This window comes from Paenibacillus sp. FSL P4-0127, assembly GCF_038007325.1.
GTDB lineage: Bacteria > Bacillota > Bacilli > Paenibacillales > Paenibacillaceae > Fontibacillus > Fontibacillus macerans.
Genome location: NZ_JBBOWY010000001.1, coordinates 5,242,596 through 5,260,850, shown reverse-complemented (window position 1 = coordinate 5,260,850; position 18,255 = coordinate 5,242,596). Strand labels below are relative to the sequence as shown.

Here is an 18,255-nt window from a genome sequence, read left to right as displayed (position 1 = left end):
TGGGAGAATTTAACGGATATACAGAAGAATACCGCCGGATCGGCCGCGGCCGGGTGATTGTAATCACTCTAATTGGGGCTAGGGTCTAAACGAACGTTGAACTTTTTTTGAAGTAGATATAACATTTTCAGAGGCTGACCCATCTAATCTTGCAGAGGGCCCTCAAAAGGAGTTGAAATTCGTGCAACAAGATATGGTACTGGAAGTCAAGCGCGCGCAGCGGGGGGATCGTGAGGCGTTTATCCGGCTCTTCCGGAGGCTGGAACCCGAACTGTACGGCTTGGCGAAGTCCATTGTGAGACGTGACGAAGATTGTGCGGACGCATTTCAGGAAACAACGCTTAAAGCGTATAAATCATTGTCGACATTGCGGCAGCCGAAATATTTTAAAACCTGGGTAATTCGGATTTTAATCAATGAATGCAATCAATTGCTGCGCATGCGCAGTAGAACCGTCGTGATGGCGGAGCTGCCGGAACCGGCGGGAGCGGCGCGGTTTACCGGGGAGTATGAAGAGAACCGCAAGCAGGATCTCCGCGAGGCGGTGGAAAACCTGGACGAAACTTTAAGAATCGTTATCCATCTTTTTTATTATCAGGATTTGCCGATCAAAGAGGTCGCGAGCGTGCTGGAAATTTCGGAGGGAGCTGTCCGGGCGCGCCTGCACAGGGCCAGAGGAATTTTGGCCGACAAGGTTAAGCGAATGGGAAAGGAGGAGTTGGCTTATGGAAACGCGTGATCTTGAAAAAGCGCTTAGCGACATCGGCAAAGAACGGTTGACTGAGGTCAGGGAGGTTCCCGATATCATTCGCCGCCGCCAGGATGAGGTTTACGCTTCCTTGGCCGATCTTCCGATGCAGACCCGAAGCGGCCGGAAATCCCGATTCTCCAGGACCTTTAAAGTGGGCGCGGCAGCCGCCGCCGCAATCGCCGTTTTGACGATCGGGCTGGGCAGTGCCGTGGTGTCGCCGGCGATGGCCGAATCGCTCAAAAATGTCCCCATACTTGGCGGCATCTTCAAATTGGCCGGCGATCTGGGGCTGCAGACGGCAGAGGAGCACGGACTGGCCGAGGAAACGGACGCAAGCGTCACCCATGATGGAATTACCCTACGTATCCCCCAGGTTGTTTATGATGGTATTCGCCTAACTTTGGCGGTCAAGCGCGAAGGGGAAGGGTTTACCGGGGGAATTCTGGACCATAAGTTCGTAGGTGAAGGCCGGGAGAGGGATGCGATTTACCCAAGAGGGGCTGTACGCGATTGGGAGATGCTTATCGATGGCCAACCAACTTATAATTCTAAAAATCATAAATTTAGTTCAAAAGGAGGGCCGACAGCCGATCCCAATGCGGCGCTGTACGAGTTGTCGGTCATTTCGGAAACGGGCGATTCGTCACAGATTCTTCCCGATCGTTTTGTGCTGACGGCCAAATTTTGGCTGGAAGGCGTTGAGGAGCCGTTCGTTTTCGAACTGCCCGTTCGCAAAAACACGAGTCGTCTCGTTGAAACCTTTGGAGAAACGAGAGAGTGGAACGGGATTACGCTTACGCTTCAGCAAATCCAATATACGCCGATTACGACGAAGGTGGTTTTCGACATCAATGTAGAAGATAAAGCAAGTAGACCACTTAGAAATAATTTACTGTTCGATCTGTGTGACGATCAAGGCAGGAATCTGGGATTGGTAGGTGGCGTGGGGATCTACTACGATAACGGACAGATGCACGCGCGGTATGAAATGCTGTTTGACCGGCTGCAGGAGGTTCCGGATACGGTTACGCTCAAGTCGTTTCAGCCTGAATATATTGACCCGTCGACCAAGCCGGGAGAATCGGGGCAATATAAAGTCGACAGCAACGGAGAAGTCGTTAGAAACTACGTGAAGGAACTGGAGATTACCGTTCCGGTAAACCGGACGGGTTTGGAAAAGTTATATGATTTTCAGAATTAAACAAGGAAATATGGAGGGTGCAGGAGATGAAAAATATATATAAAGTAATGACAACCGCAGCTTTAATGGGGATGCTGGTCGGTGGAACGGCTTGGGGAACAGTGGAAGCAGCCGGTTCGGCAAAGGCCAAAGCGCCGGCAGTGAGCAGCGCGGCGCAAGCTTCCGCGGCCAAAGCCGACAGCGTTACCCAGAACGGCATTACGCTGACCGTCAGCAAAGCGCTGTATGACGGCAACTACGTCAGCCTTACGCTGCAGCGGAGCGGTACAGGGTATAACGGCGGCATCACCGATGGGAAGTTTAATGAAGCGACCGAGGAATACGAGCGGCCCAAAGGCGCGATTAAAAACATTGAAATGTTTATCGACGGCAAATCCATCTACGAGTTCGGCGGGGGAGGCCTAGGCAAAAGACCAAATCTCGGCTGGGGACCGCCTTCCGCACCGGATACGGTGGAAGTTCAACTGATCGATCCTTCTTGGCTCGGCAGCGACGATATGGTTTCCCCGGCTTTCCCGGACAAGTTCAAGTTAACCGCGAAGATCACCCTGGAAGGCGTGGATAAGCCGTATACTTTTGATTTTTCACTGCAAAAAAACGCGGACAATCTGCAAGCCCTAAAGCCGAATTTGACGAAAAAACATGGGGATTACAGCGTCACCTTAAGCAAACTTAATGTGACATCGACCTCCACTCGCTTTCAGTTGATCGAGAAAGGGCTGAAAAAAGGCGAGCATTCGCGTATCTTGTATGAAGTTGTAGATGATCAAGGTAACCTGCTGGACCTAAAGTCCGGTTTCGGAACCGACGAGAATAACAAAAATGGCGATATGTATACTGACTATGTGTTCAGTCCTCCGGCGAAAGAAGCTAAGTCGATTACGATCAGAGCTTTCGAGCCCGATTTCGTACCCGATAATCCAGGCGATCCATCATCTCCCGGCATCTATAAAACGGACAGCAACGGCGAAACGATTAAGAACTATATCAAAGAGCTGGAAATGACAGTTAATATTAAGTAAAAGTCATATTCGGCAGTGGGTGGGCCCGCAGCGAATTGCTGCGGGCTTTAAAATTTTCACGCTCAAAATATAACGTTTTGATGTACTTATTCATCTAATCCAATAGAGTGCTCAATGAAGAGAAGATTCTCGAAAATCAAATTTCATGGAGGGGTTTTTCGAATGAAAAAAGCATATAAGGTGATGTCTTCCGCGGCGCTGGTCGGCGCGCTGTTGCTCGGTACGGCCTGGGGGGCTGCGGAAGCGGCCGGGCCGACGGCGGCAGCGACTTCAGCGGCGAAAAGCGGCGGGACGCTGAGTGCGGCCAAGGGCAAAGCTCCAAGCGTAACTCAGCAAGGCATCACGCTGGAGGTTTCCCAAGCAATCTATGACGGCAACTATGTCGGCATTACCCTAAAGCGGAGCGGCAAAGGGCTTACCGGCAGCATAACTGGAAAATATGATGAAAAGACCGAGGATTATATTTATGAGAAAGGCGCAATTAAAGACCTCGATCTCTTTATCGACGGTAAATCCGCCTACCAGTATGGTGGTGGAAAGTCTATGTCCCAAAGACCAAGCATCGTACGGGGGCCGGGCGCTACACCGGACACGATGAAAATTTCAATGGTCGATCCATCCTGGCTTGGCGGCAGCCTCAAAGCGTTTCCGGACAAGTTCAAGCTTACCGCCAAAGTGACTTTGGAGGGTGTGGACAAACCGTATACGCTTACTATGACGTTGCAAAAAACCAAGGGAAAGGCTTTGAAACCAAATCTAACGAAAAAACGCGGGGATTATAGCGTTACCTTAAGTAAACTTAATGTGACATCGACCTCTACCCGAGTTCAGTTGATTGAGAAAGGGTTGGACAAAAACAAGTCTTCGCATATCATGTATGAAGCTGTGGATGATCAAGGGAACGAGATGGCGATGATTTCAGGTCATGGAAGTGACGAGAATAACAAAAATGGCGATACGTATAATGACTTTGTGTTCAGTGCTTCGGGGAAAGACGCCAAGTCGATTACAATCAAAGCTTTCGAGCCCGGTTTCGTACCCGATGATCCAAACGATCCAAATTCTCCCGGTATATTTAAAACGGACAGCAACGGCAAATTGATTAAAAACTATATCAAGGACCTGGAAATGACGGTTAATATTAAGTAAAAGTCAAATCCGGCAGTGGGCGAGCCTGCAGCTAGTCGCTGCAGGCTTTTAATTTTTTACGCTCAAAATATAACGTTTCGGTTGTACTTATCCATCTAATCCAATAGCGTGCTCATATAAGGAAAGGAAAAATTTAATGGAGGGATTTCAATGAAAAATACATACAAGGTAATGTCTTCTGCGGCGCTGGCCGGCGCACTGTTGTTCGGTACGGCCTGGGGGGCTGCCGAAGCGGCCGGACCTATGGCGGCAGCGAATTCAACAGCGAAAAGCGGCGGGACACTAAGTGCGGCCAAGGCCAAAGCTCCAAGTGTAACTCAGCAAGGCATCACGCTGGAGATTTCCCAAGCAATCTATGACGGCAACTATGTCGGCATTACCCTGAAGCGGAGCGGCGAAGGGCTTACTGGCGAAATAACTGGAAAATATGATGAAAAGACGGGGGAAGATATTTATGAGAAAGGTGCAATTAAAGACCTCGATCTCTTTATTGATGGTAAACCCGCCCACGAGTACGGCGGCGGAAAGTCTATGGCCCAAAAAACGCAGATCACTCAGGGAAAGGGTTCCACAAAGGACATGTTTGACATTAGAATGGCCGATCCATCCTGGATTGGCGGCAATCTTAAAGCGTTTCCGGACAAGTTCAAGCTTACCGCCAAAGTGACCCTGGAAGGCGTGGACAAGCCGTATACACTGGATATGACGTTGCAGAAAACCAAGGGAAAGGCCTTGAAACCTAATCTGACCAAAAAATCCGGAAAACTAAACGTCTCGCTGGGCAAACTTAATCTGACTTCCAGCTCCTCCCGAATTCAACTGATCATAAAAGGGCTGGAAAAGGGTAAGCCTTCTCCTATCAATTATGAGCTTGTGGACGATCAAGGCAAAGAACTTAAAAAGATCTTCGGTCACGGAAGTGACGATAATGACAATAATGGCGTTATATATTACGATTTTGTGACCGATGCCTTGAGTAAAAACGCCATGTCGATCACGGTCAAAGCTTACCAGTACGAACTCGAGCCAAACGGGACAGCAAAAGAGGACAGCAACGGTGAAACCATCAAAAACTATATCAAGGATTTGGAAATGACCGTAAAAGTAAAATAATCGTCGTCTTTATTGGCTTGCTCTGTGCGCCGAGTGTTGTGGCGCAGAGCAAGCTTTTTTAGATTACATAACATTCTGTTGGAATAGAGTAAACCAGGAAATTCTTAAAAATAGAAATGATTTCAAAGTAATATATAACATTGAATTATATTACATAATAAGGTAATCTATGATTGGAAGATTTAAACAATACTAGACTCTATCGGATCGGGTATGACAAAACCCGACGGTATTCGCCAAAGGAGGGATGTCGAAAAACAAAGATTGCGTGCTTGCTGTCTGCCGAATATTAACGAGACTACGAGAGACGGCAAAATAACTCACTTGGGAGGGATATTTTATGGGAAAGAGTAAACATCGCTTAAAAAAACTGTCCGTGCTGGCGGTTGCGTTTATGATCGCCGGAACCTCTTATTCGGGATTTACGTCCCCGGCGCTGGCGGCTGCAGGTGAGCCTGCAGCCAGCGAACCTTACGTGTGGAAAAACGTTATGACCGGAGGCGGAGGCGGCTTTATTCCGGGGATCGTGTTTAACGCCAGCGAACCCAACCTCATCTATGCCCGGACGGACATCGGGGGCGCTTATCGCTGGGAACAAGGCACCGGGACTTGGAAGCAGCTCCTGGGCTGGGTTGGCATGGATGATTGGAGCAAGAGCGGCGTCGACGCGCTCGCCACGGACCCGGTCGACCCGGATCGGCTCTATTTGGCGGTCGGGACGTATACGAACAGCTGGGATCCCCATAACGGGCGCATCCTGCGCTCCACCGACCGCGGCGAAACGTGGGAGGAGACGGAGCTGCCGTTCAAGGTCGGCGGCAATATGCCGGGCCGGTCGTTGGGAGAACGGCTGGTCATTGATCCGAACCAGAACAACGTTCTTTATTTTGGCGCCCGCAGCGGAAACGGTTTATGGAAGAGCACCGACTACGGGGAAACCTGGAGCAAAGTAAGCCAGTTCCCGAATCCCGGCACTTATGTGGAAAATCCCGACAACGAATATCAAAGCGATATCACCGGATTGGCCTGGATCACTTTTGATCCTGCAACGGGCTCGCGCGGACAAGCGACGCAGACGATTTACGTCGGGGTAGCGGATAAGAATGAAAGCGTATACCGCTCCACGGACGGAGGGGAGACCTGGGAAGCGGTTCCGGGGCAGCCGAGCGGGTATTTGCCGCATCACGGCGTCCTATCGTCCGATGGCTTCTTGTATATTACCTATAGCAACGGCGCAGGACCGTACGACGGCACCAAGGGCGAGGTGTGGAAGCTGAATACATCCACTGGCGAATGGACCAATATCAGCCCGGTACCGAGCAGCAGCGACGATAACTATTACGGATACGGCGGTCTCGCCGTCGACGCGCAGAATCCGGGTACCGTCATGGTAGCTACGCTCAATTCCTGGTGGCCGGACGCGATTATTTTCCGCAGCACTGACGGCGGAGCGACCTGGAGCCGCATTTGGGACTGGAACGGCTATCCGAGCCGCACCTTGCGTTACAACCATGATATTTCCGCCGCTCCTTGGCTTGACTTCGGGAACTATCCGATTCCTCCGGAAATCACCCCGAAACTCGGCTGGATGATCGGCGATCTGGAGATCGATCCGTTTAATTCCGACCGCATGATGTACGGAACCGGGGCGACCATTTACGGGACCGACAATTTAACGGAATGGGATAAAGGCGGCAAAATCGACCTGGAAGTGAAGGCCGAGGGAATCGAAGAAACCTCGGTCACCGCCCTGATCAGTCCGCCATCGGGCGCTCATCTGCTCAGCGGAAACCTTGATGTGACCGGCTTCCGGCATGACGACCTTACCCAAGCGCCGGCAAAAATGTTTACGAATCCGGCCGGGACCGTGGATATGGATTACGCCGAACTCGACCCGGGCTTCATCGTCCGCGTCGCCACGGTAAACCGGTCGGAAAAACCAAACGATAAAGCGATCGGCTTCTCCCGCGACGGCGGCGGGAATTGGTACACCGGCGGCGAGCCGTCCGGCACTTCCGGCGGAGGCACGATTGCCCTGGCCGCTCGCGGAGAGAGCCTCGTCTGGAGCACCTCCGACGTCGGCGTACACTATTCGAAGGGCGGCAATTCCTGGACCGCCAGCAGCGGCGTGCCTGCCGGAGCGCTTGTCGCCTCCGACCGCGTCAATTCCAATCTATTTTACGCTTTGTCCGGAGGGAGCCTATACGTCAGCCGTGACGGCGGCGCCAGCTTTACGAAAACAAGCGCCACAGGACTTCCGGCATCCGGCGATCTCGATCTGAAAGCGATGCCTGGTCGGGAAGGGGATGTTTGGGTGGCCGGCGGCAGAGCATTTGACGGCAACTCGGGTCTCTGGCATTCCAGCGATGCCGGCGCTACTTTCACAAAGTTAACGAGCGTGGAAGAAGCGAGCGTTATCGGGTTTGGTAAGCCCGCCCCGGGACGTAACGTCATGGCGCTGTATACAAGCGGGAAAATCGGCGGTGAACGCGGCTTTTTCCGGTCCGATGACGGCGGCGATAGCTGGGTGCGCATTAACGACGACCAGCACCAGTACGGCACCACCAATTCGGCCATTACCGGCGATCCGCGCATTTTCGGGCGCGTCTATGTTGGAACCAATGGCTACGGTATCGTCTATGGCGATTCGACGGTGACGCCGCAGGAACCGGAGGAACCAGAAGAACCGCAGGAGCCGGAAGAACCAGGGCAAAATGCTACGATTTCGCCAACCTCGGCCACTTTCGATCTTAAGCCAGGCAACCAGGCTGATATCTCTGTGGCGTTGACGCTCAACGAGAAGACGTTTGCCGGCATTTATAACGGGACGACTCAGTTGAAGGAAGGCGAAGACTACACCGTCACCGATTCGAAGGTGACGATTCTTCAAGAATTTTTGGCTGCGCAGCCGACAGGCGCATTGAAGCTGACCTTCCGCTTCAGCGCCGGGGCCGATGCCCAGCTAAATATTGCGATCGTGGATTCAACTAAGGCGCCAAGTGGCAGCCTGCGGATTGAAGCGGTCAACGGAACGCTGCAGTCTACGGCCAACACGCTGAATCCGCGCATCAGGCTAACCAACACCGGGACGGAGGAGCTCGCGCTGAAAGACGTTACTTTGCGTTATTATTACACGGTTGACGGAGAAAAGGGGCAAAACTTGTTCTGCGACTGGACTCAAGTTGGCAGCGGCAATGTAACCGGAAGCTTTGTCAAATTGCCGGAAGCCGCTAATGGGGCCGACTATTATGCGGAGATCGGTTTTGCGGAGGCATCCGGCACGCTGGCTCCAGGCCAGACCATCGACCTGCATATTCGCATCTCCAAGGAAGATTGGAGCAATTACAACCAAAGCGACGACTATTCCTTCAACCCTGATTCCACGTCTTATGCGGAAACGCTCAAAATTACCGGATACGTTGGCGGGGCCCTGCAATGGGGGCTTGAGCCTTAAGCGGCAAGAGGTAAGAGGCAAGGGATAATCAGTATGAAGCATATTGAGTGAAACGTGAAAAGTGGAGCATGAGGCAAGAAGTTGATGCCTGAAAAATGGAGTATGGGCAGCAGCCGATCCGCTTTTTACTCCACAACCAATGGTTGCAGTCATATAGAGGCAGGCCGGCATGGGAAAAAAACGCCCACTTGCCGGCCTGTTTTTTGAGAAGAGGAGTTGACCCGGTTAAGTTGTGGAGCCCACAGATGGTCAAGGCTTCCCAAAGCCGTGGAATAACGGAAAAAAGGGCGTTATTTTCTCCAAAAATAAGGGGTACCGCCAAAATAAAGGAATTTTTTACCGCTATTGTTGGCATATGAGGGGAAAGAGACGCTTTTTCCAAGTATGGTTCCCAAATAGGTACTAAAAGTTCCGCTATTTTTTGAGCGAGGGGTAAAACTACAATAATAGCGCCATAAATTACCGTTATTTTTGCGAACCGGTTGTTCATCGTTGTGAGAAGCTGCGGTTTTGTCGTTACTCGGGACTATTATGATCGGCTTCTTTCATAAAGTTACGACATGATCCAAGGTTGACTTTCCGGGGACAGGACGGCTACAATTTCCATGAGTCTTGCAAGCATTTCGACAAGGAGGGGCGAAGCCATGATCACGATATATGATATTGCCCGGAAAACCGGGTTGTCGCCTACGACCGTATCGAAGGTGTTTAATGGGTATTCCGATGTTAGCGAGAAGACACGCCGCAAAATTCTGGATACGGCCGAGCAGCTTGGTTATGTGCCGAATGCGCATGCGCGCTCCCTCACGACCAAACGCTCATGGACGATCGGCATGCTGTTTATCGAGCCTTCCGGTGCGGGGATTCTGCATCCGTATTTTGGCGGGGTGATCGAGAGCTTTAAGCAAGTGGCGACTTCAAGGGGCTACGATTTGATGTTTATTTCCAAGGACATCGGCGGCAAAAAAAGCGGGTACCTGGAGCACTGCAAGATTCGCGGCATCGACGGGGTTGTCGTGATTTTGCCGGACGCGGCTGATCCCTATTACCAGGAGCTGCTGGATTCGAGCCTCCCGTGCCTTCTGCTGGATCAGGAAACCGCCCAAAAAAGCACGATCTGCTCCGATAACGCGGAGGGAACCCGGCTGGCGGTGGAATATTTGCATTCGCTCGGGCACCGGAAGATCGCGCATATCGGCGGCGGGCCGACGTTTGCCGGGAAGCAGCGGCTGGCGGGCTATCTGCAGGCGATGGAACGGCTGGGGCTGCCGGTTCATCCCGGGTATGTCGTGCAAGGAAGCTACGATTTTACGGTCGAAAGCGGCAAAAAAGCGATGGAGGAACTGCTTCAGGCCGAGGAACTGCCGACCGCGGTGTTTGCTGCCGGCGACAATTTGGCCGTAGGCGCCATGATCGCGATCAAGGCGCATGGGCTTAGCGTACCGGAGCATATTTCCATCGTTGGCTTCGACGATATCCAAATGGCGAAATACTTAACGCCCGCTTTGACCACGGTAAGGCAAAATACATATTTGCTTGGCAGCAGGGCCGCCGACATGTTAATCTATACGATAGAAGGCGGGGCCGGTATCCAAAGCGATTGTGTTCCGGTGGAGCTGGTCGTTCGCGATTCCTGCCGTGCGCTTTAAAGCCAGCTCCATTTTTTTTCGAAAAAATCGAAACCGGTTTCGTTCCTTTTCGCAATTCCTACGGCGGTATGGCCGTAGTTGTGCAGAACGAAACCGAAACGGCGCAGTCCTTCGTCCTGGAGCTGGGCGGGGAAAACGTCACGGAAACTTTGCCGGCGCACTCGATCGCTACTTACATCATCAAAGGCTAAATCGGCCAACATGGAGGGATATGCCATATGTCTATATATTCTTTTGAGCAAAATGCGTTTGTGATTGAACAGTTTGATCAGGCCAAGCCATTTTCCAGTTTTTTGCCCGGCCTGGCCGGCCTGAAGGGGATTCCGATGTGGACGTTTTACGTCAACCGCGGTCAGGCGGTGTGCAGCTTCGGCATCCGGGACAAAAACAGCCCGATCATGGAGTTTTCCCCGGCGAGCATTACTTACCAGTCGGTGGCGATGAAGGGGTTCCGGACCTTTGTGAAAATCGATGAAAAAAAAGGGGTCTACGAGCCGTTTCAAAGCGCGTTCCCCGATACGGCGGCCAAACGGAGCATGCGGATTCTGCCCAATGAGCTTGTGATCGAAGAAGCGCATGAAGCGCAGGGGCTCAAGGTAAAAGTGACTTATTTTCACATTCCGAATGACGATTACGCCGCGCTGGCGCGCAAGGTGGAAATTACGAATATATCCGGCTCGCCGCTGAAACTGGAACTGCTGGACGGGATGCCGGAGATTCTGCCGTACGGCGTGGAGAACGCGGGCTACAAGGAGATCGGCAATCTGCTGCGCAGCTGGATGGAGGTCGGCAACCTGGACCGGGGCATCCCTTATTACCGCGTCCGCTCCAGCACGCATGACGAGGCGGAGGTCAGCGAGGTGCAAAGCGGCCATTTCTATTTGTCCTTTGGCGATGACGGCGGGAAGCTGCCGGCGATTGCCGACTTCGAGCTCATCTTTGGCGGCAACACGTCGCTCGCCCACCCCGACCGCTTTGCGGCGGAGCCGCTCGCGGCGCTGACCGCGCAGCCGCAGTACTGCACGAACAAGGTGCCGTGCGCGTTTTCGGCCCTATCCGCCGAGCTTGCTCCGGGGGAAAGCCGCTGCGTTTATACGCTGATCGGGCATATCGACAGCGTCGAGCGGCTGAACGCCAAGGCTCCCGCGATCGCCAGCCCGGCCTACTTCGCGCAAAAATACGGCGAAGCCGGCGCGCTTACGGAGAGCCTGACCGCGGATATCGCCACCAAAACCGCCTTGCCGCTATTCGACGCTTACTGCCGGCAAAGCTATCTGGACAATTTCCTGCGCGGCGGGTATCCGTTTATTTTCGAAAACGGCCGGGAAGGCTTCGTGATTCATCTGTATTCCCGAAAACACGGGGATCTGGAGCGGGATTACAACTTTTTCTCGATCGCCCCGGAATATTATTCGCAGGGAAACGGCAACTTCCGCGACGCCAACCAGAACCGCCGCAGCGACATCTATTTCAATCCGCGCGTCGGGACGTTTAATATCCGTATGTTTTTCAGCCTGATTCAAGCGGACGGTTACAACCCGCTCGGCGTGGAAGGCACCAGCTTCCGGGTTCCGGCCGCTAACAAGGACGCGCTGACCGCCTACCTGGACACGGCCGCAACCGGCAGCCGGGAGGAGTTGGCTGAGTTGTGCCTGGGCAAATTTACGCCGGGCAAGCTGAGCTCGTTCGTGAACGGGCGCGGCATTGCTTTAAACGTGACTGAAAACGAATTTCTTAGCGGAATTTTAACCTTGGCCGATCAGCATATCGAAGCTTCCTTTGGAGAAGGATACTGGTCGGATCACTGGACGTACAATATGGATTTGGTCGACAGCTATCTGGATATTTTTCCGGACCGCAAGGAGTGGCTGCTGTTTGAGGAGCAAGAGTACGCCTTCTTCGACAGCCCGGCCCGCGTGCTGCCGCGAAGCGAGAAATATGTCATCGCCGCGGGCGGCGTTCGCCAGTACGGCGCGCTGGTGCATGACGAGGAGAAGATGGAAAAGTTCGGGCTGACCTTAAAAGACACGAACTGGCTGAGAACTGGCCATGGAACCGGTGAAATTTACCGCACCAACTTGTTCGTGAAGCTGTTGTCGCTTGGGCTGATTAAGTTCGCCACGCTTGATCCGTTCGGGATGGGCGTGGAGATGGAAGCCAACAAGCCGGGCTGGAACGACGCGATGAACGGCCTGCCGGGCTTGTTCGGCTCGGGGATGAGCGAAACGTTCGAGCTGAAACGGCTGTTGCGGTTTATCGAAGCGGCGTGCGCGGAGGAGGGGGCGGCGGATCGCGAAATCGCCGTGCCTGAGGAGATCGCGGACCTGCTTGAAGAGGTGGAGCGGCTGCTGGCGGAGCATCTGAACGGGACGCTGGCCCAGTTCGATTACTGGGACCGGGTCGCCGCGGCCCGCGAGCGCTACCGGGAGGCGATCCGCTTTGGCATTGCGGGCAGCGAGCGCAAGGTGCGGCTGGGCGGTCTTGGCGGAACGCTGCGGTCGATGCTCGGGAAAATCGAGCGCGGCATCCGCGAGGCCATTCGGCTTGGCGGCGGGCTGACGCCGACGTATTTTGCTTTTGAAGCCGCGGAGTACGAGCCGGTGCTGAACGGGCAGGGCGAGCCGGTCATCAGCGGCTACGGCCTGCCGAAGGCGCGCGTGAACAAGTTCGCGGTCCGGGCTTTGCCGCATTTTCTAGAGGGCCCGGCCCGCTGGCTGAAAACGGTGGAGGACGTAAACGAAGCCAAGCAGGCCTATGAAAAAATCCGCGCAAGCGATTTGTTCGACGAACGGCTGGGCATGTACAAAACCTCGGTCAGCCTTGACGGCGAATCCCATGAGATCGGGCGGATTCGCGCCTTTACGCCGGGCTGGCTGGAGCGGGAGTCGGTATTTTTGCACATGAGCTACAAATACCTGCTGGCGCTGCTCAAAAGCGGCCTGACGGAGCAGTTTTTCGCCGAGCTGCGCACGTCGTTGATTCCGTTTCTCGATCCGGCCGTCTACGGGCGCAGCACGCTGGAAAATTCGTCGTTTATCGCGACGAGCGTCAACCCGGACCCGCAGACCCACGGCCGCGGCTATGTCGCACGGCTCAGCGGCTCTACCGCCGAATTCCTCAGCATGTGGACGGCGATGATGGCCGGAAAACGCGTCTTCCGCATGAACGGAAACGAACTTGTCCTGGCGTTTAATCCGCAGCTGCCGGGCTGGCTGTTCGATGAGCGGGGCGAGCTCTCGTTCCGGTTCCTCGGCACGACGGACGTAACGTACGTCAATCCGCAGAAGAAGAATACGTACGGAGCCGATCGCGCGGAAATCCGGCGGCTGACCGTGCTAGAACAGGGCGGGACCCGGACTGTGGTCGACGGTCCGGTCCTTGCCGGTCCGCTGGCTGAAGCGGTCCGCAGCGGCCAGGTTCAACGCATCGAAATTGAGCTGGGCTAGCGGTTTAATAATGGGAAGGGGCTGGGGAATCCCGGCCCTTTCCGTTTTTCCGGCAGAGATGAGGGAAGGCGAACGGCAAGCAGAGCGGCAAAAGTGAAGCCTAAAGAGCCTCCGGCGATGTTTGAATTTCAGGCCTGCTTTTGCTAAGATATAGAACGAACGTTCAGTATAGAAGGGGGTGTTCCTGATGAACAAAAAGCTGCAGCAGACCCTTGAAACCAAAAAGCGGATTGCCGACGCGGCCAAAACGCTCATTTTTAATAAAGGGTACAAGGCGACTTCCATTGAGGATATCGTGGAGGCCTCCGGCAGCAGCAAAGGGAATATCTATTACCATTTTAAGAGTAAGGAAGGCCTATTCCTGCATATAATAAAGGAATGGGACGAGGAATGGGAGCAGCGCTGGGGAGAGAAGGAGCATTTGTATCCTACGGCGATGGATAAACTGTACGGGATGGCCGACCAACTGGCGCTAGACGAGTTGAACCACCCGATTTCGAAAGCGATCGATGAATTTATGAACAGCGAAGATTTGGCTGAAGATGTAAAAACCAAAATGGCGGAGATTTTCGCAAGCCATTTTGCTTTCAATAAGCAACTGCTTCAGCAGGGCATCGCTGCCGGTGAATTTGCGCCTGGCGACACGGAAACCCTCAGCGTTGTTCTGGAAAGTCTTTTGGCAGGATTAAGCGAGATGACCCGGGTCGTTAAATTCGCGGATGTGCAACGGTTGTATCATGATGCGGTGACCGTGTTTCTTCGCGGCATAACCCCGAGATAAACTTAAGTTTTTTTGTCGGAATACAGACCGAACGTTCAGTATATTGAAAAGATAAACCTGCATTATCATTCATCATTGGAGGAAAACTGTATGTCTTTGTTGATTCGAAATAACGGGGCGATTCTGCTGCTGATGATCAACATTTTCCTGGTTTTTACGGGAATCGGGCTCGTCGTTCCGATCATGCCGACTTACATGAACGAGCTTCATATCAGCGGCAGCATCGTTGGGATGCTGGTTGCCGCGTTTTCGCTGACTCAGCTGGTGTTCTCGCCGTTTGCCGGCCGGTTGTCCGACTCGCTTGGCCGCAAAAAAATCATCATCGCCGGGATGCTTGTTTTCGCCGTGTCGGAATGGCTCTTCGGGGCGGTCAGCTCCCCGGTGCTGCTGTTTGCGGCGCGAATGCTGGGAGGCATCGGGGCGGCGCTCATTATGCCGGCCGTTATGGCCTATGCGGCGGATGTCACGACGGGCGAAGAAAGAGCCAAAGGGTTGGGACTGATCAACGCGGCCATTACGACGGGCTTTATTATCGGCCCGGGGATCGGCGGCTTTATCGCCGAGTTCGGGATCCGCGTGCCCTTTTATGCCGCTGCCGTTGCCGGGCTTATCGCCGCCGTGGTTACGACTATTTTGCTGCCCGAATCGCTTAACATCGCCAAGCAGCGGCGGGAAACGGCGGAAAATTTGCCGCAGCCGAAGCGGGAGAGTCTGCTCGTGCAACTGCTTCGTTCGTACCGGCAGCCCTATTTTATCAGCCTGATTATCGTTTTCGTGCTATCGTTCGGCGTATCCAATTACGAAACAGTGTTCGGCTTGTTCGTTGATCATAAATTCGGCTTCACGCCGCGGGATATCGCCCTGATCATCACGTTCGGCTCCATCTCCGGCGCTGTCGTGCAAGCGACCGTGTTCAGTGCGATTCTCAACCGGTTCGGGGAGAAGCGGGTGATCGCCGTCAGCTTGATAACGTGCGGGCTGTGCATCTTGCTGACCCTGTTTGTCCACAAATATTGGCTGATTTTCCTGGTGACGTTCCTGGTGTTTTTGTCCATCGATATTGTGCGGCCGGCGGTCGGCACGCAATTATCCAAAATGGCCGAGGATCAGCAGGGATATGTCGCCGGTCTTAACTCGGCGTATACCAGCCTCGGCAATATCGCGGGTCCGCTGGTCGCCGGTTACTTGTTCGATATCAATATCAATTATCCGTACGTCTCCGCCGCAATCGTCCTGATTATCTGCTTTTTCTTGGCGCTAAGGCCCGTTTCGGGGCGGACCGCCGGTACTGCGGGGCGGCAGGCGGATTTCGAACATTAAAATAGCGCCCTGCGATTGATATGTCATTTGGCTAAAAAAGCCGGTGTGGACTAGGAAACAGTCCGCCGGCTTTTTTTATTTCATGAATGTGTATTTACATTTTTCAAAAAGAGGACTATACTCTAATCAGAAAGTTGCACTGAGGAAACTTTAATGTATAGAGGCAAATCCCATGTGCATTTAAGGAGGGATTGACATGATAGAGCAAGGTGTTGTACAGCAACAACCGGCTAAAATGGACCATAGAGCGAAAAAGACTAATGCATCCGCGCATGCCGCACTGGACGGGAAGGTTAAGGGGCTGAAGCGTCTGCTGCCCTTTCTGGGCCCGGCGTTTATCGCCGCAGTGGCCTATCTTGATCCCGGGAATTTTGCGACCAATATTACCGCGGGTTCCAAATACGGATATCTTCTGTTATGGGTGATCGCCGCTTCCAACCTGATGGCGGTGCTGATCCAGACGTTGTCCGCCAAGCTGGGCATCGCCACCGGCAAAAATTTGCCCGAGGTCGCGCATGCCCGGTTCCCCAAAGGCGTTTCGATCTTTTTGTGGATTCAAAGCGAACTGGTCATCATCGCCACCGATTTGGCCGAATTTATCGGAGCGGCGCTGGGGCTTTACCTGCTGTTCGGCATCCCGATGCTGCCGGCCGCCATCATTACCGCGATCGGTTCGTTCGCGATACTGGAACTGCAGCGCCGGGGCTACCGGACGCTGGAAGCCGGGATCGCCGGCATGGTGATGATCGTCGTATTGGCGTTCGCTTTCCAGGTGGTCGCCGCCAAACCGGATCTCGGCGCGGTCGCCGCGGGCATCGTCACTCCCCGCTTCGAGGGCGTGGACAGCGTACTCCTAGCCGCGGGCATCCTGGGCGCCACCGTAATGCCTCATGCGATTTATTTGCATTCTTCGCTGACGCAAAACCGGATCGTCGGCCGCAACGAAGCGGAGAAGAAGAAGATTTTCAAGCTGGAGTTCATAGATATCGTGCTGGCGATGATTATCGCCGGAGCGGTTAATATGGCGATGGTTATCGTCTCCGCGGGGCTGTTTTTCAAAAATGGACTGGTGGTCGAGGACCTGGACGTGGCTTTTCGCGAGTTCGCGCGCTTGTCCGGACCGGTTACCGCCATTTCCTTCGGGCTTGGCCTGCTGATCGCCGGCCTGTCCAGCTCTTCGGTGGGCACGATGGCCGGGGACGTGGTGATGCAGGGATTCATCAACAAGCGGATCAATCTGTATCTCCGCCGGGCCATTACCATCGTACCGCCGCTGGCGATCATTATTTCGGGGATTAATCCTACCAACGCGCTTGTGTTGAGCCAGGTCGTTCTCTCGTTCGGCATCGCTTTTGCCCTGATTCCGCTTATTATGTTTACTTCAAACCGGGACATTATGGGCGGTCTGGTCAACCGGCGTTTCACCAGCATATTGGGATGGCTGATCTCCGCCCTGGTCGTCGGCCTGAATCTGTTCCTGTTGGCGCAAATGCTGTTGTGAGTTCGGCTACGAGTTATTGTTTGTTTCCTGCGAAAAAAGCTCGCTTAATACATGCAGGATTCCCTGCGCATACGGATATGGAGCAACCCGGGAATAAAGCGACTTCGCTTCCCGGGTTGCGTTTTGCAGCAGGTACCCGTGCTTTACCGCTTTTAACATCTCAAGATCGTTCCCGCTGTCGCCGAAAGCGATCGTTCTGTCGAAGGGAACTTTTGTGGAAGATATCAGAAAGTCCGCAACCGCTTTTTTCCCCGTTCCTTTCGGGATAAAATCAACGTCGTAAGCCCCTTCGGGGTCGCCCGCTTTCGGATTGCACGCGTTGACGTTGAGCCCGACGCCCAGGTTAAAGGCCAATTGTCTAATGATATTCAAGTCGTATGCCGTTTTCGCTTGCGACTCGGAATAGTAATAATAGTTCATTTTGTACCTGGCTTGGCCAAACTGGGTTTGTTCATGCAGCAGGATGCCGTATACCGACTTCAGTTCACTGATCAGGTCTTCCACGCCGCGGCGGGAAAAGCCTGACAGCCGGATGATCTTCTCCCACGCAGGGCTATGCCGGAACTGCCCGTCAGGCTCCGCCTGCCAAAGCTCCGTGCCCAGGTTGCTGCCGATGAAATGGGGAAGGTATGACAGACCGGCCAAGGACATCTTGTGTTCGATATGCGAGAGGCTGCTTCCGGTTACAAAGCCGATTTTGACAAGGTGACGCCAGGCAAGCAACTGCAGATATTCCTCTAGCTCATGCAGCATCCGAAGCTGCTCCGGTGTCCGTTCATGGGGAAAATAGGTTTCGTCGAAGTCGAACAAAATAAGATGAAACGTTTCCTGTGAGGTTTGAAATGTACGCATGATTCTATATGCTTCC

The 18,255-nt window shown here is 53.6% G+C and carries 14 protein-coding genes; 12 read left to right on the top strand and 2 right to left on the bottom strand.

Going from position 1 to position 18,255, the window contains the following annotated elements; translation table 11 throughout:
• Positions 1–181: 181 nt before the first annotated feature.
• The 6 genes from NYE74_RS23495 (at position 182) to NYE74_RS23470 (ending at position 8,690) form a co-directional block, all read left to right on the top strand.
• Positions 182–739 carry a sigma-70 family RNA polymerase sigma factor gene (locus NYE74_RS23495; RefSeq protein WP_227872639.1) on the top strand — a complete coding sequence of 186 codons (558 nt, stop codon included), beginning with the start codon at positions 182–184 and terminating at the stop codon, positions 737–739.
• Positions 726–1,952, top strand: coding sequence for a DUF4179 domain-containing protein (locus tag NYE74_RS23490; protein WP_124331511.1), 1,227 nt, complete (start codon positions 726–728; stop codon positions 1,950–1,952). Before NYE74_RS23495 ends, NYE74_RS23490 begins: the two co-directional genes overlap by 14 nt.
• A gap of 26 nt (positions 1,953–1,978) precedes the next feature.
• Complete coding sequence (locus NYE74_RS23485) at positions 1,979–2,974, top strand: DUF5643 domain-containing protein (protein WP_341005198.1); 996 nt, start codon at positions 1,979–1,981, stop codon at positions 2,972–2,974.
• Between the two features lie 162 nt (positions 2,975–3,136).
• Positions 3,137–4,123, top strand: coding sequence for a DUF5643 domain-containing protein (locus NYE74_RS23480; RefSeq protein WP_341005197.1), 987 nt, complete (start codon positions 3,137–3,139; stop codon positions 4,121–4,123).
• A 150-nt stretch (positions 4,124–4,273) separates the two neighbouring features.
• A complete protein-coding gene (locus tag NYE74_RS23475) occupies positions 4,274–5,236 on the top strand; it encodes a DUF5643 domain-containing protein (protein WP_341005196.1) in 963 nt (320 codons plus the stop codon).
• A gap of 340 nt (positions 5,237–5,576) precedes the next feature.
• Positions 5,577–8,690, top strand: coding sequence for a X2-like carbohydrate binding domain-containing protein (locus NYE74_RS23470; RefSeq protein ID WP_341005195.1), 3,114 nt, complete (start codon positions 5,577–5,579; stop codon positions 8,688–8,690).
• Between the two features lie 28 nt (positions 8,691–8,718).
• On the opposite strand, the gene NYE74_RS23465 is transcribed toward NYE74_RS23470, so the two are convergent.
• Entirely contained in the window at positions 8,719–9,180 is a 462-nt protein-coding gene (locus NYE74_RS23465; RefSeq protein WP_316561045.1) for a hypothetical protein, read from the bottom strand.
• A 115-nt stretch (positions 9,181–9,295) separates the two neighbouring features.
• On the opposite strand from NYE74_RS23465, the gene NYE74_RS23460 reads away from it, so the two are divergent.
• From NYE74_RS23460 to NYE74_RS23435, 6 genes are all read left to right on the top strand, one after another.
• Entirely contained in the window at positions 9,296–10,339 is a 1,044-nt protein-coding gene (locus NYE74_RS23460) for a LacI family DNA-binding transcriptional regulator (protein WP_316561044.1), read from the top strand.
• The gene (locus NYE74_RS23455; RefSeq protein WP_316561043.1) at positions 10,291–10,530 is read left to right on the top strand and encodes a glycoside hydrolase family 30 beta sandwich domain-containing protein; all 240 of its coding nucleotides are present in this window, start codon (positions 10,291–10,293) and stop codon (positions 10,528–10,530) included. Before NYE74_RS23460 ends, NYE74_RS23455 begins: the two co-directional genes overlap by 49 nt.
• A gap of 27 nt (positions 10,531–10,557) precedes the next feature.
• Entirely contained in the window at positions 10,558–13,785 is a 3,228-nt protein-coding gene (locus NYE74_RS23450; protein ID WP_341005194.1) for a cellobiose phosphorylase, read from the top strand.
• Between the two features lie 187 nt (positions 13,786–13,972).
• Positions 13,973–14,566, top strand: coding sequence for a TetR/AcrR family transcriptional regulator (locus NYE74_RS23445; protein ID WP_036623985.1), 594 nt, complete (start codon positions 13,973–13,975; stop codon positions 14,564–14,566).
• 90 nt (positions 14,567–14,656) lie between these two features.
• A complete protein-coding gene (locus NYE74_RS23440) occupies positions 14,657–15,886 on the top strand; it encodes an MFS transporter (protein WP_124331505.1) in 1,230 nt (409 codons plus the stop codon).
• 235 nt (positions 15,887–16,121) lie between these two features.
• Positions 16,122–17,387, top strand: coding sequence for an Nramp family divalent metal transporter (locus NYE74_RS23435; RefSeq protein WP_036628385.1), 1,266 nt, complete (start codon positions 16,122–16,124; stop codon positions 17,385–17,387).
• Between the two features lie 6 nt (positions 17,388–17,393).
• Here NYE74_RS23435 and NYE74_RS23430 read toward each other — a convergent pair whose 3' ends face one another.
• Positions 17,394–18,239, bottom strand: a complete 846-nt coding sequence (locus NYE74_RS23430) for an HAD-IIB family hydrolase (protein ID WP_036623983.1) — start codon at positions 18,237–18,239, stop codon at positions 17,394–17,396.
• Positions 18,240–18,255: the final 16 nt, after the last annotated feature.

What these genes read in the sequence shown, in the direction of transcription:
- NYE74_RS23430 (WP_036623983.1), bottom strand. Translation starts at nt 18,239, where the DNA reads ATGCGTACATTTCAAACCTCACAGGAAACGTTTCATCTTATTTTGTTC.
- NYE74_RS23470 (WP_341005195.1), top strand. Translation starts at nt 5,577, where the DNA reads ATGGGAAAGAGTAAACATCGCTTAAAAAAACTGTCCGTGCTGGCGGTT.
- NYE74_RS23465 (WP_316561045.1), bottom strand. Translation starts at nt 9,180, where the DNA reads ATGAACAACCGGTTCGCAAAAATAACGGTAATTTATGGCGCTATTATT.
- NYE74_RS23480 (WP_341005197.1), top strand. Translation starts at nt 3,137, where the DNA reads ATGAAAAAAGCATATAAGGTGATGTCTTCCGCGGCGCTGGTCGGCGCG.
- NYE74_RS23440 (WP_124331505.1), top strand. Translation starts at nt 14,657, where the DNA reads ATGTCTTTGTTGATTCGAAATAACGGGGCGATTCTGCTGCTGATGATC.
- NYE74_RS23450 (WP_341005194.1), top strand. Translation starts at nt 10,558, where the DNA reads ATGTCTATATATTCTTTTGAGCAAAATGCGTTTGTGATTGAACAGTTT.
- NYE74_RS23475 (WP_341005196.1), top strand. Translation starts at nt 4,274, where the DNA reads ATGAAAAATACATACAAGGTAATGTCTTCTGCGGCGCTGGCCGGCGCA.
- NYE74_RS23460 (WP_316561044.1), top strand. Translation starts at nt 9,296, where the DNA reads ATGAGTCTTGCAAGCATTTCGACAAGGAGGGGCGAAGCCATGATCACG.
- NYE74_RS23485 (WP_341005198.1), top strand. Translation starts at nt 1,979, where the DNA reads ATGAAAAATATATATAAAGTAATGACAACCGCAGCTTTAATGGGGATG.
- NYE74_RS23435 (WP_036628385.1), top strand. Translation starts at nt 16,122, where the DNA reads ATGGACCATAGAGCGAAAAAGACTAATGCATCCGCGCATGCCGCACTG.
- NYE74_RS23490 (WP_124331511.1), top strand. Translation starts at nt 726, where the DNA reads ATGGAAACGCGTGATCTTGAAAAAGCGCTTAGCGACATCGGCAAAGAA.
- NYE74_RS23445 (WP_036623985.1), top strand. Translation starts at nt 13,973, where the DNA reads ATGAACAAAAAGCTGCAGCAGACCCTTGAAACCAAAAAGCGGATTGCC.